Source organism: Paracidovorax wautersii, assembly GCF_031453675.1.
Taxonomy (GTDB): domain Bacteria; phylum Pseudomonadota; class Gammaproteobacteria; order Burkholderiales; family Burkholderiaceae_C; genus Paracidovorax.
In genome coordinates this window covers 3,607,716-3,624,582 of the sequence record NZ_JAVIZX010000001.1, presented here as the reverse complement: position 1 = coordinate 3,624,582, position 16,867 = coordinate 3,607,716, and the positions used below count along the sequence as shown (strand labels likewise).

Below are 16,867 nucleotides of genomic sequence, written 5' to 3'. Positions count from 1 at the left end.
GTGTTCTGGGCGTCTGCAGGGCAGGCGGCTCAGCGGTTGATGAGCAGGGAATACACGGGCGGCGTCTGGCTGCGGTCCACGAACACGAAGGCCGTGCCGTCGGAGCAGAAGTTGGCCAGCTCCGTGCCGCTGCCGTCTTCGAGGTGAAGCCAGTTGTCGATCTGCAGCAGCAGCCTTCCGGGCGGCACCTGCTGGGCACCGTTGGCCGTCCAGTACGGCACGCCGCCCGCCTTGGTGCGCCACTGGCCCGCCCAGTCGTGCGGGTGGGCGATGTCTTCGGGCAGATCGCTGTGGGCGCCGTAGTCGTAGAACGCGGCCTCCAGCTCCGGCGGCGCGCCGTCGTCATCGGCACGCCAGCCGGCGATGCCCAGCTCGGGCAGCAGCCGCGGCGGCTCCTGGCCGTCCTGCACGGGCGCTGCGGCCGGGCCATCGCCCAGCTCGGAGCGCGGCACGGTGAAGACGGCATTCGCACCGCCTTCGGGCTCCCAGAAGCTGCAGATGTCGTCGCCCTCGCACTTGAAGACGAAGAGCACCTCGTCGGCGGCCACGCCGGGCAGCACCACGGGGTCGGCCGGCAGCTGCGCCAGATGGCTCATGGGCTGGCCGCATTCCCGGCAGACCGGCCACAGGCGCGCGGGCAGGCCCCAGGGCAGACCGCCGAATTGGGGCACGAGGCCCGGCCCAGCGCCGCGGCGGATGCGGGGATAGTGGCTCAGCATGGGAAGATCGCTTGTTCCATGGCGTGGTTCTGCAGACCGCTCACACGTGCCGGTCGATGGTGGGACTCATGTCCTCCATCCACAGCACGTTGTCGGCATACGACTGCAGGTCGGGCGAGAGGGTGGACATCGAGCCCGACACCCACACCTCCTTGTGCAGCTCGGACTTGACGTACGAAATGGCGTCCTCGAAGTCGCCGTCGCCCGCGGACAGGATCAGCCGGTCGTAGACGTTCTGCGCCGCCAGCTTGATCATCAGCGTGGCGATGCCCACGTCCACGCCCTTCTGCACCGTGCGGTCGAAGGTGTGGCTGCAGTTGGTGCAGTTGACGTGCATCTTCTTGAGCTTGTACAGCTGCACGCGGAACTTCGGCCCCAGGGGCGGCGCCGTCTTGATCCAGGCGTGGAACGAGTTCTGCGCATCGGTGGCGGGCTCGGTCGCGGAGTTCAGGTAATAGCTCTCGTAGATCGGCCCGCCGTTCAGGCGCGTCATCTCGTTCTTCAGCTTCAGGTAGTCGAAGGGCCGGCTCTTGCCGTAGCTGAACAGATAAGCGCCATCGACGATCCACACCGTCTTCTTGGGGGGTTGCGCTTCGCGGAGGTCCATCGGGGGTGCGGCAGGTCGGGTATAGGTGCGGTTCACAGGGGGATGTTGCCGTGCTTGCGCCACGGGTTCTCGAGCTTCTTGTTCTGGAGCATGACCAGGCTGCGGCAGATGCGCTTGCGCGTTTCGTGCGGCAGGATCACGTCATCGATGAAACCGCGCGCGCTGGCCACGAAGGGGTTGGCGAAGCGCTTCTTGTATTCGGCCTCGCGCGCTGCCAGCTTGGCCGGGTCGTTCTTGTCCTCGCGGAAGATGATCTCCACCGCGCCCTTGGCGCCCATCACGGCGATCTCGGCGTTGGGCCAGGCCAGGTTGACGTCGCCGCGCAGGTGCTTGGAGGCCATCACGTCGTACGCGCCGCCGTAGGCCTTGCGCGTGATGACGGTGATCTTGGGCACGGTGGCCTCGGCATACGCATACAGCAGCTTGGCGCCGTGCTTGATGATGCCGCCGTACTCCTGGCTGGTGCCGGGCATGAAGCCGGGCACGTCGACGAAGGTGACCACGGGAATGTTGAACGCATCGCAGAAGCGCACGAAGCGCGCGGCCTTGATGGAGCTCTTGATGTCCAGGCAGCCGGCCAGCACCAGAGGCTGGTTGGCGACGATGCCCACCACATTGCCCTCCATGCGCGCCAGACCGATGACGATGTTCTTGGCGTAGTCGGGCTGCAGCTCGAAGAAGTCGCCGTCGTCCACCGTCTTGACGATGAGTTCCTTCATGTCGTACGGCTTGTTGGGGTTGTCCGGCACCAGCGTGTCCAGGCTCAGGTCCTTGCGGTCGGCCGGATCGGTGCTCTTGCGCACCGGCGGCTTCTCGCGGTTGTTGAGCGGCAGGTAGTTGTAGAGGCGGCGCAGCATCATCAGCGCCTCGACATCGTTCTCGAAGGCCATGTCGGCCACGCCGCTGCGGGTGGTGTGCGTGCTGGCGCCGCCCAGTTCCTCGGCCGTCACATCCTCGTGCGTCACGGTCTTCACCACCTCGGGCCCGGTGACGAACATGTAGCTCGAGTCCTTCACCATGAAGATGAAGTCCGTCATGGCGGGCGAGTACACGGCGCCGCCGGCGCAGGGGCCCATGATCATGCTGATCTGCGGGATCACGCCGCTGGCGAGCACGTTCTTCTGGAACACGTCCGCATAGCCGCCCAGGCTGGCCACGCCCTCCTGGATACGCGCTCCGCCGGAGTCGTTCAGGCCGATCACGGGCGCGCCGACCTTCATGGCCTGGTCCATGATCTTGCAGATCTTCTCGGCGTGCGTTTCGCTCAGGGCGCCGCCGAAGACGGTGAAGTCCTGGCTGAAGACGAACACCAGGCGGCCGTTGATCATGCCGTAGCCGGTCACCACGCCGTCGCCCGGAATCTTGTTGTCCTGCATGCCGAAGTCGGTGCAGCGGTGCTCGACGAACATGTCCCATTCCTCGAACGTGCCGTCGTCCAGCAGCAGTTCGATGCGCTCGCGCGCCGTGAGCTTGCCCTTCTTGTGCTGCGCGTCGATGCGCTTCTGCCCGCCGCCGACGCGCGCCAGTTCGCGCTTTTTCTCCAGCTCTTCCAGGATGTCTTGCATGGTCGTCGCTCTTTCAGTGGAAATGCTACTTAATCGATAGCTGGCAGCGCTTGTCCCGATTGCGCTGCGAGCAGATTTCTTGCCGCAGTAGAGGCCGCGATGCGGCCGGCCGCCACATCGGCGCGCAGCGCGGGCAACAGCTCCCGCACCCGCGGATGCTGGCGGAAGGCGGACTTGAGGCCGGCGTCGATGCGCTCCCACATCCACGCCAGGGCCTGTTGCTCGCGCCGCAGTGCCAGCCGGCCGTTGCCGGTCTGCATGCTGCGGTACAGCGTGACGGCGTCCCAGAAGCCGTCGACGCCCTGCCCCAGCAGCGCGCTGATCTGAAGCACGCGCGGCTGCCACAGTGCGCCGTGGGCGGCGTGGTCGGGGTTGCCGTGCATGCCCAGCAGCCGCAGCGACGAGGTGATCTGCGCCTCGGCCCGTGTGGCGGCGTTCTTGTCGATGTCGGCTTTGTTGATGGCCACCAGGTCGGCGATCTCCATCACGCCCTTCTTGATGGCCTGCAGGTCGTCGCCCGCGTTGGGCAGCTGCATCAGCACGAACATGTCGGTCATGCCGGCCACCGCGGTCTCGCTCTGGCCTACGCCGACGGTCTCGACGATGACGATGTCGTAGCCCGCCGCTTCGCAGACCAGCATCGCCTCGCGCGTCTTCTCGGCCACGCCGCCCAGCGTGCCGCTCGACGGGCTGGGGCGGATGTAGGCCTGCGGGTGTACCGACAGGTGCTCCATGCGCGTCTTGTCGCCCAGGATGGAGCCGCCGGAGACGGTGGAGGACGGATCCACGGTGAGCACCGCCACGCGGTGGCCCTGCTGGATGAGGAACAGGCCCAGCGCTTCGATGAAGGTGGACTTGCCCACGCCCGGCACGCCGCTGATCCCCAGGCGGAACGACTGCCCGGTGTGCGGCAGCAACGCCGTCAGCAGCGCATCGCCCTGCGCCCGGTGGTCGGTGCGGGTGGATTCGAGCAAGGTGATGGCCTTGGCGATGGCGCGGCGCTGTGCCACCGGCTCGCCGTGGAGCACCCCGTCCAGGAGCGCCTCAGGGGTCACGCGGCGGCCTTGCGGATCTGCTCCAGCACGTCCTTGGCGCTGGCAGGAATCGGGGTGCCGGGGCCGTAGATGCCCTTGACGCCCGCTTCATACAGAAAGTCGTAGTCCTGCGCGGGAATCACACCGCCCACGAAGACGATGATGTCATGGGCGCCCTGGTCCTTGAGCGACTGGATGATGGCCGGCACCAGCGTCTTGTGCCCCGCGGCCAGCGTGCTCACGCCCACGGCGTGCACGTCGTTCTCGATGGCCTGGCGGGCGCATTCCTCGGGCGTCTGGAAGAGCGGGCCCATGTCCACGTCGAAGCCCAGATCGGCAAACGCCGTGGCGACCACCTTGGCGCCGCGGTCGTGGCCGTCCTGGCCCAGCTTGGCGATCATCACGCGGGGGCGGCGGCCTTCGGTTTCGGCGAAGGCGTCGATCTCGGTCTTGAGCTTGTCCCAGCCTTCGGCCGAATCGTAGGCAGCAGCGTACACACCGGTCACCTTTTGCGTGTCGGCGCGGTGGCGCCCATAGACTTTTTCGAGCGCGTCGCTCACCTCGCCCACCGTGGCGCGCAGGCGCACCGCCTTGATGGCCAGGTCCAGCAGGTTGCCCTCGCCGCTTTCTGCTGCAGAAGTGAGAGCATCCAGCGCTTGCTGCACCTGGGCTGCATCGCGTTTTGCCTTGATATCCTTCAAGCGCGCGATCTGGCTGTCGCGCACCTTCACGTTGTCGATCTGCAGGATGTCGACCGGGTCTTCCTTGGCCAGCTTGTATTTGTTGACGCCGACGATCACGTCCTTGCCAGAGTCGATGCGCGCCTGCTTCTCGGCGGCAGCGGCTTCGATCTTGAGCTTGGCCCAGCCCGAGTCCACGGCGGCGGTCATCCCGCCCATGGCTTCGACCTCCTCGATGATCTTCCAGGCGGCGTCTGCCATCTCCTGGGTCAGCGACTCCATCATGTAGCTGCCGGCCCAGGGGTCGACCACGTTGGTGATGTGCGTCTCTTCCTGGATGATGAGCTGCGTGTTGCGCGCGATGCGGGCGCTGAACTCGGTGGGCAGGGCGATGGCTTCGTCCAGCGCGTTGGTGTGCAGGCTCTGAGTGCCGCCGAAGACCGCCGCCATGGCCTCGATGGTGGTGCGCACCACGTTGTTGTACGGGTCCTGCTCGGTCAGGCTCCAGCCGCTGGTCTGGCTGTGGGTGCGCAGCATCAGGCTCTTGGGGTTCTTGGCGCCCGTCTCCTTCATGATGCGGCACCACAGCAGGCGCGCGGCACGCATCTTGGCGATCTCCAGGTAGAAGTTCATGCCCACGGCCCAGAAGAACGACAGGCGCCCGGCAAAGGCATCCACGTCCAGGCCCGAGGCGATGGCGGTCTTCACGTACTCCTTGCCGTCGGCCAGCGTGAAGGCCAGCTCCAGCGCCTGGTTGGCACCGGCTTCCTGCATGTGGTAGCCGCTGATCGATATGGAATTGAACTTCGGCATGTGCTTGGCCGTGTAGCCAATGATGTCGCCGATGATCCGCATCGAGGGCTTGGGCGGGTAGATGTAGGTGTTGCGGACCATGAACTCCTTGAGGATGTCGTTCTGGATGGTCCCGCTCAACTGGTCCTGGCGCACGCCCTGCTCTTCCGCCGCCACCACGTAGCCGGCCAGCACTGGCAGCACGGCGCCGTTCATGGTCATGGACACGCTCACCTTGTCCAGCGGAATCTGGTCGAAGAGGATCTTCATGTCCTCGACCGAATCGATGGCCACGCCGGCCTTGCCCACGTCGCCGGTCACGCGGGGGTGGTCGGAGTCGTAGCCGCGGTGGGTGGCCAGGTCGAACGCCACGCTCACCCCCTGCCCGCCCGCGGCGAGCGCCTTGCGGTAGAAGGCGTTGGATTCCTCGGCGGTGGAGAAGCCCGCGTACTGGCGAATCGTCCAGGGCCGCACCGCGTACATGGTGGCTTGCGGGCCGCGCAGGTAGGGCTCGAAGCCGGGCAGCGTGTTCGCATAAGGCAGGCCGGCCGTGTCCTCTGCGGTGTAGAGCGGCTTCACCGTGATGCCGTCCGGGGTGACCCAGTTGAGCGCATTCACATCACCGCCGGGAGCGGACTTGGCGGCGGCCTGGGTCCAGGCGGCCAGGTTGGCCTGCTGGAAGAGCGGATCGGGTGTGCTGCGGCTCATGTGTCTCGTATATCCAAGAAAGAGGTCGCCGGTGGCCCCCTGGGCGGGCTTGCGGAGCAGGCAACCAGTTTACGTTTACGTGCGCGTCAATTGCATTCTACGCCGCCGTAATTATTAATTTATAGTTTTTGAAGTACATTTTCGCCATGTCCGCAGCCGTCACCCTCACTCCGCGCGCCCTCTACGAAGAGGTGGCGGAGCAGTTGCGCCAGCGTATCTTCCGGCGCGAGCTGGAGCCCGGCAGCTGGATCGACGAACTGAAGATCGCAGAAGAATTCGGCATCAGCCGCACGCCCCTGCGCGAGGCCCTGAAGGTGCTGGCGGCCGAAGGCCTGGTAACCATGAAGCTGCGCCGCGGCGCTTACGTCACCGAGGTGTCCGATCAGGATCTGCAGGAGGTCTACCACCTGCTGGCCCTGCTGGAGAGCGACGCCGCCGGCGTGGTGGCCGCCCGCGCTACTCCTGCGCAGGTCGGTGAATTGCAAGCCCTGCACGCCGAGCTGGCAGCCGCCACCGGCGACCGGGACCGCTTCTTCGCGCTGAACGAGCGCTTCCACATGCGCTTGCTGGAACTGGCCAGCAACCGCTGGCGCAACCAGATGGTGGCCGACCTGCGCAAGGTGATGAAGCTCAACCGCCACAACTCCCTGCTCAAGCACGGGCGCATCGAGGACTCGCTGCACGAGCACGCGGCCATCCTGCAAGCGATCGCTGCCGGAGACGCTGCGGCCGCCGAGCAGGCCACGCGCGCACATTTCGCCGCCGGGCTTGAAGCCGCGGCCTGACCACACCGACACGCGAGCGGCGCTGCTGCCCTGCTTGTTCCCCATCTGGTCGGCCCGTCCGGAGCCGTCACCTGCGCGACATTTCCCCCCTCCGTGTCCGGCGTGCCGCGGGGTTTTCGCATCGCCGCGCTTGCCGCGCGCGCCGGTTGCCTCCATGATTTGTGTAACAACCGGTGGCCCAACCGGAATCGATCGGGAGGACGAAAACGGATGCTGGATCAATTCTTCCTGCAGGAAGCGGTGCCCCCCGGCCTCTTGCTGACCGGGGTCTACGACCCGCTTCTGGTGGCGCTGTCCATCGGCGTGGCGGTGCTGACCTCCGGCCTCGCCCTCCAGCTGGCCGCCCAGGCTGCGGCGGCCCACGAGGCGCTGCACCGCACCATGGCCTTGGTGTCGGGCGGGATCGCCCTCGGCGTCGGCATCTGGGCCATGCATTTCATCGGCATGCTCGCCTTCACCCTCTGCACCAGCGTGCACTACGACGTGCCCACCACCCTGGCGTCGATGCTGCCGGCGCTGGCGGCCAGCTGGGTCGCCCTGGGCCTGCTGGCGCGGCGCAAGGTCAACCGCTGGCAGCTGCTGGCCGGCGGCGCGCTCGTGGGCGCCGGCATCGGCGCCATGCACTACGGGGGCATGGCGGCCATGCAGATGACGCCGCATCTGCGCTACGACCCCGCCTGGTTCGCCGCGTCCATTGCCGTCGCGGTGCTGCTGGCCATGCTGGCGCTGTGGGTGCGGTTTCCGCTGCAGCAGCACAGCGGCATGTCGCCCTGGGTGGCCAACCTGATCGCCGGCTGCGTGATGGGCACGGCCATCTCGGGCATGCACTACACCGCCATGGCTGCGGCGCGCTTCGTCGGCCCGGGCGACGCCGTGCCCGCCGGCAATCCGGAATGGGTCACCACCCTGGCGCTGACGGTGGCCTTCGTGACGCTGGGCGTGGCCACCTTCGTGGGCGTCATCAACGGCCTGCTGCGCTACCGCGACCTGTACCGCAAGGTGGACCGCAGCGAATCCCGGCTGCGGGCGCTGGTGGATACCGCCGTGGACGGCATCATCACCATCGACCAGCATGGCATCGTGCAGAGCTTCAACCATTCCGCCCAGCGCATCTTCGGCTGGACGCCGGCCGAGGTGCTGGGCCGCAACGTGCGCATGCTGATGCCGCAGCCGCACCGCGCGGCGCACAACAGCTACCTGCGCCGCTACCTGCAGACGGGCGAGGCCCACATCATCGGGACCGGCCGCGAGGTGCAGGGCGTGCGCAAGGACGGCAGCCAGGTGCCGCTGCGGCTGGGGATCGGGCGCGCAGATACGCCCAACGGGCCGCTGTTCGTGGGCTTCATGACCGACCTGAGCGCGGCCAAGGAGGCCGAGACGCAGCTGAGCATTGCCGCGAGCGTGTTCGAGTACAGCTACGAGGCGGTCCTCATCCTCGCCGCCGACCGCACCATCGTGGATGTGAACCCCGCCTTCGAGCGCATGACGGGCGTGCCCCGCTCGCAGGGCCTGGGCCGCTTCGTGCACGAGCTGTACGAGGACGTGGCCCAGGAGGACGGCTGGGGCGAACTGCAGGACTTCACCACCATCTGGGACACGGTGCACGCCCAAGGGCACTGGCAGGGCGAGCTGATGGGCCGGGGGCCGAGCGGCGGCCTGATGCAGCGCGTGTCCATCGCCGCCGTCACGGCCGAGGACGGCGCGCCGCACCACTACATCGTGGTGATCAGCGACATCAGCGACATCAAGGCCTACGAGCAGGAGCTGGAGCAGTTCGCGCTCTATGACAGCCTGACCGGCCTGCCCAACCGCCGCCTGCTCAACGACCGCCTGCGGCAGACGCTGTCGCAGGCGCAGCGCCACCAGTCGCTGATGGCCGTCTGCTACCTGGACCTGGATGGCTTCAAGCAGGTCAACGACCAGCATGGCCACGAGGCCGGCGATGTGCTGCTGATCGAGGTAGGGCGCCGCATTCAGCGCCTGCTGCGCAGCGAGGAGACGCTGGCCCGCCTGGGCGGCGACGAGATGGTGCTGCTGCTGGGACAGCTGCGCCAGCCCGAGGACTGCGTCCCCGTGCTGCAGCGCGTGCTGGACGTGGTGAACCAACCCGTCACCCTGCCCGATGGCCAGGGCTTCGTCTCGGCCAGCATCGGCTATGCGGTGTACCCGCTGGATGCCGACACGCCCGAGCAGCTCATGCGGCTGGCCGACCAGGCCATGTACGCGTCCAAGCAGAGCGGCAAGAACCGCTATACCCGCAGCCGCGGCTCCGCAGCAGCACCGGCGGCCGGTGTACAGGCAGCGCCGCCCTGCCCTGGCGGCACGGGCAGCAGCGCCATTGAACGATAAAGGGGGGGGCCGGTCCCCGGCAGGCACAGGTCCGGAAACGGCCAGCGCCCGGCGGGTGCGCACCTATGATGCGCCCATGCCCGCCGCCCTTCCGCCACCGCAGGACGAACCGCTCGAAGATGCGCGCTACCTGGCGCTGGCCGCGCGGGACGCACGCTTCGACGGCCGCTTCTTCACCGGAGTGACCAGCACCGGCATCTACTGCCGGCCCGTCTGCGCCGTGCGTACGCCCCGGCGCGAGAACTGCCGCTTCTTCACCCTGGCCGCGCAGGCGGAGAAGGCGGGCTTCCGCCCCTGCCTGCGCTGCCGGCCGGAGCTGGCGCCGCGCGCGCTGCTCTGGTCCACGCAGGACGCGTCGGACATCCTCGTGCGCGAGGCGCTGCGCCTGCTCGACGCGCAAGGTCTGGCCCAGGCCAGCGCGGAGTCTGCCGCTCCGGGCATGGCGGCCGTGGCGGCCCGGCTGGGCGTGACGGACCGGCACCTGCGGCGCATCTTCGAGGCGGCGCTGGGCGTATCACCGCTGCAATATGTTCAAACGCGGCGCCTGCTCACCGCCAAGCAATTGCTCACCGATACCGACCTGCCCGTCACGCAGGTCGCCCTGGCCAGCGGGTTCGGCAGCGTGCGCCGTTTCAACGCGGCCTTTGCGCAGCACTACCGGCTCAACCCGACGCAGCTGCGGCGTACCGGCGCGACCGGAACCAGTGGCAACGGCGGCGCCACCGTGCGCCTGGCCTACCGCCCGCCGCTCGACGCGGCGGCCTTGCTGCGCTTCTTTGCGCAGCGGCAGATCACGGGGCTGGAGGATGTGGGCGCGGACCCGGCCGGCCCGCTGGGGTTGCGCCGCACCGTGCAGCTGGGGCACGGTCCGCAGGCCGTGCGCGGCTGGGTGAGCGCCGAGTTCGATCCGGTGCGCCCGCTGGTGCTGCTGCGCACCAGCGACAGCCTGCTGCCGGTGCTGCCCCAGGTGATCGCCCGCGTGCGGGCCCTGCTCGACCTGGATGCCGACCCCGCGGCCATCAACGCCGTGCTGCACACCGACTTCCCCCACGGCGACGGTCTGCGCGTGCCGGGCGCGTTCGACGGCTTCGAGCTGGCCGTGCGCGCGGTGCTGGGCCAGCAGATCACCGTGGCCGCGGCCCGCACCCTGGCGCAGCGCCTGGTGGAGCGTTTCGGCGAACCGCTGGAGACGCCCTGGCCCACGCTGCGCCGGCTCTTTCCCACCCCCGCCGCACTGGCTGCCGCCGAGGGCGATGCGCTCGGACAGCTGGGCATCGTGCGCCAGCGCCAGGCCGCCATCGTGGCCCTGGCGCAGGCCGTGGACAACGGTGCGCTGTCGCTGGCCCCTTCCGCCGACGTGCCCACCACCACGGCCGCGCTGTGCGCCCTGCCCGGCATCGGCGACTGGACGGCGCAGTACATCGCCATGCGCGCGCTGCGCTGGCCCGACGCCTTCCCCGCCGGCGACGTGGCGCTGCACAAGGCGCTGGGCGTGCAGGGGGCGCCGCGGCCGGCCGTAGCGGCGGCGGCAGCGTCGCAGGCCTGGCGCCCCTGGCGCAGCTACGCGGTGGTGCGTGCCTGGGCCCAGGGCTCGGCCAGCCATGCACTATCAAAAACATAGCTGACTGCGCTTATCCAGCAAGCGCCAAAGGCCAAAAACACCCTTAACCCGGAGGCAACCCCATGCACTTCCACCCCCACACCGTCCAGACCCGCATCGCCACACCGCTCGGCGATGTGCGCCTGGCCGCCTCCCCCGCCGGCCTGTGCGGCCTGTGGTTCGACGGGCAGCGGCACCAGCCGGCCCCGTGGCTGGACGGCCCCACCGCCTGGCCCGAGGACACCGCCCACCCGGTGCTGCGCAACGCCGCCACGCAGCTGCAGCAGTACTTCAGTGGCGAACGCGCCCGGTTCGACCTGCCGCTGGACCTGTCGGGCGGCACACCCTTCCAGCAGGCGGTGTGGCAGGCGCTGCTGCGAATCGACGCCGGTCAAACGCGCAGCTATGCCGCCCTCGCCCGGATGCTGGACCGGCCCCTGGCCGTACGTGCCGTGGGCGCGGCCGTCGGCCGCAACCCGGTCAGCGTGGTCGTGCCCTGCCACCGCGTGCTGGGATCGGGCGGCGCGCTGACGGGCTACGCCGGCGGCCTGCCGCGCAAGGTGGCGCTGCTGCGGCGCGAGGGCGTGGCCGTGGCGTTTGCCGACCCCGCCGCCGCCGGTCCAGAGCCTGCGCCGCCGCATGCGGGCACGCCGGCAGCACGCCCGCAGGGCCTGCGCGCATGAGCGGCGCGCCGTCGACGGCCACGGCCGGCCCGGCCTGGCTGGGCGAATTCGTCCTGCTCTCCGCCCTGTGGGGCGCGTCGTTCCTGTTCATGCGGCTGGGGGCGTCGCAGTTCGGTCCCCTGCCCACGGCGGGATTGCGGGTCGGGCTGGCGGCGGCGTTCCTGCTGCCCATCCTGCTGCGGCAGGGCCAGTGGCCCGCACTGCGCGCCCACTGGCGTCCCATCCTGCTGGCGGGCCTCATCAACTCGGCCATTCCGTTCGCGCTCTTCGCCTGGGCGGTGATGCACCTCGCCACCGGGCTCACCTCCATCCTCAACGCCACGGTGCCGCTGTTCGGCGCGCTGGTGGCCTGGGTGTGGCTGGGCGACCGCATCGCCCGCGTGCGCTGGCTGGGCCTGGCGCTGGGCTTCGTCGGCGTGGCGCTGCTGGCCTGGCGCGCCCCCGCGGGCACGGCGGCGGCCGGCCCCCACGCCGGCTGGGCCATGGCGGCCTGCCTCGCGGCGTCGACCTGCTACGCGCTGGCCGCCAGCTTCGCCCGGCGCTACCTCACGGGCATCCCGCCGCTGGCGACCGCTACCGGCAGCCAGATCGGGGCCGCGCTGGGCCTGGCGCTGCCCACCGTCTGGCTGTGGCCGGCGCAGATGCCCGGCCTGCGCGCCTGGCTGGCCATCGCCGCCATCGCCGTGCTGTGCACCGGCGTGGCCTACATCCTGTACTTCCGCCTCATCGCCCATGCCGGCCCCAGCCGCGCGCTGGCCGTCACCTTCCTCGCGCCCGTGTTCGCGGTGGCCTACGGCACTCTGTTCCTGCACGAAGCCGTTACCCCTTGGATGGTGGGCTGCGGCTTGGTGATCGTGTGCGGCACCATGCTGTCGACCGGGCTCATCGGGCCGCGGCGACAGCCGGCGCCCGGCCCGCGATAGCCCTGGCGGGCGGGCATCGGACGGGCGGCCGGCCGGCAACCCGCCCCGTGGAAACCAGCAGTGCGGAGCGGCCGCGGCAGGCTTGGGCGGGCGGCATTCCACCTACACTCGGCGCTATGGTTTTCTCCCTGCCGTCCTCGCCGACCGGCTGCGCGTCCGGCCGCGGCGGAGCCCTTTGCGGAGCGGGCCATGGCCAGTAACCTGGTCGTCCTCGGCCTGTTGTACCTGGCCGTGATCGCCCTGCTGGCCTGCGTGCCGGCCGGCAGGCTGATGCAGCCTTCGCGCAGCGCCCGCTGCCTGGCCGGCGCCGTCAGCGGCTGCATCACGGCCGCCGTCACCGCACTGATGCCCCTGCCCGAGGTGCAGTCCGGCATCTACCTGCATCCCACGGTGGTCGTGGCCTGCGGCTTTTTCTTCGGGCCGATGGCCGGGGGCGTGGCCGCGGGCGCGGCGGCGGCCCTGCTGCTGGCCGTGCATGGCCCGGCCCCTCTCGGCACGGTGGCCTTGCAGGCGCTGTTGCTGTGGGCGGCCGGAAGCGGGTGGCATCAGGCCAGCCAGCGCCGGCGCCTCCACCCCTGGCTGGGCCTGGCCGGCATGGCCTTCACGCCGCCGGTGCTGATTGCGCTGTGGGCGCACCTGCCGGCCCTGCTCTCGCTACCGCAGCCTTTCGCGGCAACCGCGTGGCCGCAGTGGCAGGGCATTCCCTGGCGCTATGCGCTGGGCGGGCTGCTGCTGGGCGGCGGCATCGCGCTGGTCCGCAGCCGCGCCGCGTCGCTGTGCGAACTGCGCCGCCGCGAGAACGAATTGCAGGCGGCCATCGACGCATCCGGTGGCGGGCGCTGGGAGTGGAACGTGCGCACCCAGCGCTTTTCCTGCCATGGCAGCTTCTACCGCGCCTTCGGGCTGCGGGGCGACGGTGCCACGGGCACGACAGACTGGCAACGCTGGAACGCGCGCCGCCACCCCGACGACCTGGCCCGCATCGGCGAGCAGCTGCACCGGGCGATGAACGGACTGCAGGACAGCTACTACGCCGAGTTCCGCATGCGCGACGACCAAGGCCGCTGGCGATGGCTCATCTCGCGCGGACAGGTCATCGAGCGCGACGCCGCCGGCCTGCCGCTGCGGCTCGCGGGGATGGACCTGGACATCACCGAACACCACGAGCTGCAAGAGGCGCTGCAGGCCTCGGAAGCCAAGTACACGACGGTCTATGAAACCCTGCCCGATCCCGCAGGTATCGTGCGCGTGTCCGACGGCTGCTTCGTGGACGTGAACCCCGCGTTCACCCGGCTCATCGGCTGCGAGCGCACGGACGTGGTCGGCAAGAAGCTGCTGGAGCTGGATCTTTGGCCGTCCGCGGCCGAACGCGCGGCGCTGATGGACGGCCTGCGCCTGCACGGCGAAGTGAGCAACCTGCCGCTGACCGCACACAGCGGCAGCGCGGCGGTGCCTGGCCTGCTGTCGGCCCGCACGGCCCGCATAGCCGCGCACGAGTGTGTGGTGTTCGTGTTCCGCGACATGACGCAGGAGCAGCGTGTGCGCGAAGAGCTGGTGGCGGCCCACCGGCTGCTGCAGCAGGCCGGGTGGCTGGCACGGCTGGGCGTGTGGGAGCACGACGCCCGCGCCGGCCTGGTGTACTGGTCGGACGTGTGCTTCGACATCCACGGCCTGCCGCAGCATGCGCCGCTGCCGCGCGACTATCTGACCGCATTCGTGGCGCCCGCCTGGCGCGCCAAGGTGGTCGAGCAGATGCGCTACGCCCTGGCGCACCCCTCCTCCTGGAGCATCGACATCGAGATCATCCGCGCCGACGGCCGGCAGGTGTGGGTGCGCGTGCACGGCGAATCGATCGTGGAGAACGGCGTGATCGCCCGCGTGCGCGGCGTGATGCAGGACATCGACGAACGCCAGCGGGCCGACGAGCGCCTGCGCCGCTCCGAGGAACGGTTTGGCGCCATGTTCCAGCTGCTGCCCTACCCCATCGGCCTGTCGCGCCGCAGCGACGGCCGCTATGTGGATGTGAACCCCGCCTGGGAAAAGGCGCTGGGCTACACGCGGGCGCAGGCCGTGGAGAACACCGTCGTCGGGCTGGGCATCTTCACGCCCGAGGCACGGGAGCAGCTCGTGGAAGTCGCCAACCGTGACGGACAGCTGGTCAACCGCGAGCTGGTGATGACCACGCGCAGCGGCGAGCGGCGCACCATACTGCAGTCCATGCGGCCGATCGACATCCACGGAGAGGCCTGCTGGCTGTTCGCCATCCTGGACATCACCGACCGCGTGCGGGCCGAGCAGCGCGTGCGCGAACGCGAGGAGCAGCTGTCCCTCACCATCTCCGCCGCAGCACTGGGGCTGTGGGACTGGAACATGCAGACGCGCATGCTCAGCGGCGACGCGCGCTGGCGCGAAACGCTCGGCCTGCCTGCGCAGGGCGACATTTCCAGCGAAAGCCCGCTGTGGCAGTCCGGTATGACGCCCACCGCCCTGCAGGACGTGCGTGCGGAGCTGGCCCGGCACCGCGCCCATCCGGCCACGCCCTTCGACGCCACCTGGCACATCCAGCGGCCGCAGGGCGGCGGACGCTGGGTGCGCAGCGTGGGCAAGATCGTGGAATACGGTGCGGGCGGCGAGCCGCAGCGCATGGTGGGGGTTTGCATCGACGTGACCCACCAGCACAACCAGCAGGAGCTGCTGCAGAAGCTGGCGCACTACGACGCCCTCACCGGCCTGCCCAACCGCGTGCTGCTGGCGGACCAACTCCTGGACGCCATGGCGCAGGCGCAGCACGCGTCCCACCAGCTGGCCGTGGCCTATCTCGATCTGGACGGCTTCAAGCCCGTCAACGACCGCCTGGGCCACGGCGCGGGCGACCGGCTGCTGGTCAGTGTGGCGCAGCGCCTGCAGCAGGCCCTGCGGTCCACGGACTGCGTGGCCCGGCTGGGCGGCGACGAGTTCGTGGTCCTGCTGCCCGACCTGGATTCGCGCACGCAGTGCGAAGCCCTGCTGCAGTCGCTGATGCAGCGCATCGCCGCGCCCTATGCGCTGGGGGCGGAGCGGGTCATCGTCACGGCCAGCATCGGCTACACGCTGTATCCGGAGGACGGTGCCGATGCCGACACGCTGCTGCGCCACGCCGACCAGGCCATGTACGCCGCCAAGCAGGCGGGCCGCAACCGCTTCCATGCCTTCGACGCCGCGCAGGAGCGCGCCCTGCAGACCCAGCGCGAACAGAGTGCGCAGCTGGCCCAGGCCCTGGCGCAGGGCCAGTTCGTGCTGTACCTGCAGCCCAAGGTGGACATGCGCCGGGGCGTGGTGGTCGGAGCGGAGGCGCTGGCCCGCTGGGCACACCCCGACCGCGGCGTGCTGGCGCCGGCGGCGTTCCTGCCGCTGATCCACCACGGCGCCATGGAAGTGCCCTTCGGCGAATGGGTGATCGACAGCGCGCTCGCCCTCGCCGCCCAGCTGCAGGCGCAGGGACTGGATCTGCCGGTCAGCGTGAACGTGGCCGCACCGCACTTGCAGCAGCAGGGGTTCGCAACCTGGATGGCCGCCTGCCTGACACGCCACCCCGGCGTACCGGCGCGCCTGCTGGACCTGGAGATCACCGAGAGCGCCGCCCTCTACGACATCGACCATGTGGCGGCCGAACTGGCGCAGCTGCGCGCCTTGGGCGTCACCGTCTCGCTGGACGACTTCGGCACCGGCTATTCGTCGCTGACCTATTTGCGCCGCCTGCCCATGGACCACCTCAAGCTCGACCAGAGCTTCGTGCACGGGATGATGACCGACCCGGGCGACCTGGCCATCGTGCAGGGCGTGATCGGCCTGGCGCGCTCCTTCGGCTACCGCATCGTGGCGGAAGGCGTGGAAACCGTCGAGCAGGGCCAGATGCTGCTGCAGATGGGCTGCACCCACGCCCAGGGTTACTGCATCGCCCGGCCCATGCCGGCGGCCGAATTCGCCGCCTGGGCCGCCGGGTGGACTGCGCCACCAGCCTGGCAGCGGGGTCGGCCGCTTTGAGAACGTGTTTACGATCTCCCTGGGGCCGCGCAGTGGCGTTTGCGGGAGGGGATGCAAGGCGCGGTGCGCAGTGGATAGCTCGGCTATCCACCAGCGCCGCAACGCCGCAGACCGCCCGCAAAGACCACTGCCCGAAGGGTTGGAGCGAAATCGGGCGATTGAACGCCTTGAATGCTTGCATGGGCACAAGCCCATGCGGCGCATCCGAAGCATCCACTCCTCCCGATTGCGCTTCAACGCGGCCCCTGCGAGATCGTAAACACGTTCTGAGCCCAATCGTCCCTCTGCGCCCGCCCATCAAGCGCATGCAGCTATAATATTAATAGCAATCGTACCAGGGCGCCTGAGCACCGGGGCGCAAGCCTTGCGCAATAGCAATCCAGCCGGTCCGCCGGCAGC

At 69.5% G+C, this 16,867-nt stretch carries 11 protein-coding genes; 6 read left to right on the top strand and 5 right to left on the bottom strand.

Annotation, left to right across the window (positions count from 1 at the left end; translation table 11 throughout):
- Positions 1-29: 29 nt before the first annotated feature.
- Genes QE399_RS16335 through scpA form a run of 5 tightly spaced genes read right to left on the bottom strand, consistent with a single transcriptional unit; the run spans position 30 to position 6,105 of the window.
- The gene (locus tag QE399_RS16335) at positions 30-719 is read right to left on the bottom strand and encodes a YwqG family protein (protein ID WP_309830311.1); all 690 of its coding nucleotides are present in this window, start codon (positions 717-719) and stop codon (positions 30-32) included.
- Between the two features lie 40 nt (positions 720-759).
- On the bottom strand, positions 760-1,326 hold the full coding sequence (locus QE399_RS16330; RefSeq protein ID WP_309830309.1) for an NYN domain-containing protein: 567 nt from the start codon (positions 1,324-1,326) through the stop codon (positions 760-762).
- Between the two features lie 32 nt (positions 1,327-1,358).
- Positions 1,359-2,891 carry an acyl-CoA carboxylase subunit beta gene (locus tag QE399_RS16325; RefSeq protein ID WP_309830307.1) on the bottom strand — a complete coding sequence of 511 codons (1,533 nt, stop codon included), beginning with the start codon at positions 2,889-2,891 and terminating at the stop codon, positions 1,359-1,361.
- A 29-nt stretch (positions 2,892-2,920) separates the two neighbouring features.
- Positions 2,921-3,946 (bottom strand): methylmalonyl Co-A mutase-associated GTPase MeaB, encoded by a 1,026-nt coding sequence (gene meaB / locus QE399_RS16320; RefSeq protein WP_309830305.1) that lies wholly within the window; start codon positions 3,944-3,946, stop codon positions 2,921-2,923.
- Positions 3,943-6,105, bottom strand: coding sequence for a methylmalonyl-CoA mutase (scpA, locus tag QE399_RS16315; protein ID WP_309830302.1), 2,163 nt, complete (start codon positions 6,103-6,105; stop codon positions 3,943-3,945). The genes meaB and scpA overlap by 4 nt, the downstream gene beginning before the upstream one ends.
- 146 nt (positions 6,106-6,251) lie before the next feature.
- Here scpA and QE399_RS16310 point away from each other — a divergent pair, with 146 nt between their 5' ends.
- The 6 genes from QE399_RS16310 to QE399_RS16285 all read left to right on the top strand — a co-directional run bounded on the left by QE399_RS16310 (position 6,252) and on the right by QE399_RS16285 (position 16,468).
- On the top strand, positions 6,252-6,890 hold the full coding sequence (locus QE399_RS16310; protein ID WP_309830298.1) for a GntR family transcriptional regulator: 639 nt from the start codon (positions 6,252-6,254) through the stop codon (positions 6,888-6,890).
- 210 nt (positions 6,891-7,100) lie between these two features.
- Positions 7,101-9,239, top strand: a complete 2,139-nt coding sequence (locus QE399_RS16305) for a sensor domain-containing diguanylate cyclase (RefSeq protein WP_309830295.1) — start codon at positions 7,101-7,103, stop codon at positions 9,237-9,239.
- A 76-nt stretch (positions 9,240-9,315) separates the two neighbouring features.
- Positions 9,316-10,860 carry a DNA-3-methyladenine glycosylase 2 family protein gene (locus QE399_RS16300; protein WP_309830293.1) on the top strand — a complete coding sequence of 515 codons (1,545 nt, stop codon included), beginning with the start codon at positions 9,316-9,318 and terminating at the stop codon, positions 10,858-10,860.
- Between the two features lie 62 nt (positions 10,861-10,922).
- A complete protein-coding gene (locus QE399_RS16295) occupies positions 10,923-11,522 on the top strand; it encodes a methylated-DNA--[protein]-cysteine S-methyltransferase (RefSeq protein ID WP_309830291.1) in 600 nt (199 codons plus the stop codon).
- The gene (locus QE399_RS16290) at positions 11,519-12,445 is read left to right on the top strand and encodes a DMT family transporter (protein WP_309830289.1); all 927 of its coding nucleotides are present in this window, start codon (positions 11,519-11,521) and stop codon (positions 12,443-12,445) included. Before QE399_RS16295 ends, QE399_RS16290 begins: the two co-directional genes overlap by 4 nt.
- Before the next feature lie 189 nt (positions 12,446-12,634).
- Positions 12,635-16,468: a sensor domain-containing protein gene (locus QE399_RS16285; protein ID WP_309830287.1), complete on the top strand. Its 3,834-nt coding sequence runs from the start codon at positions 12,635-12,637 to the stop codon at positions 16,466-16,468.
- The last annotated feature ends 399 nt before the right edge of the window (positions 16,469-16,867 follow it).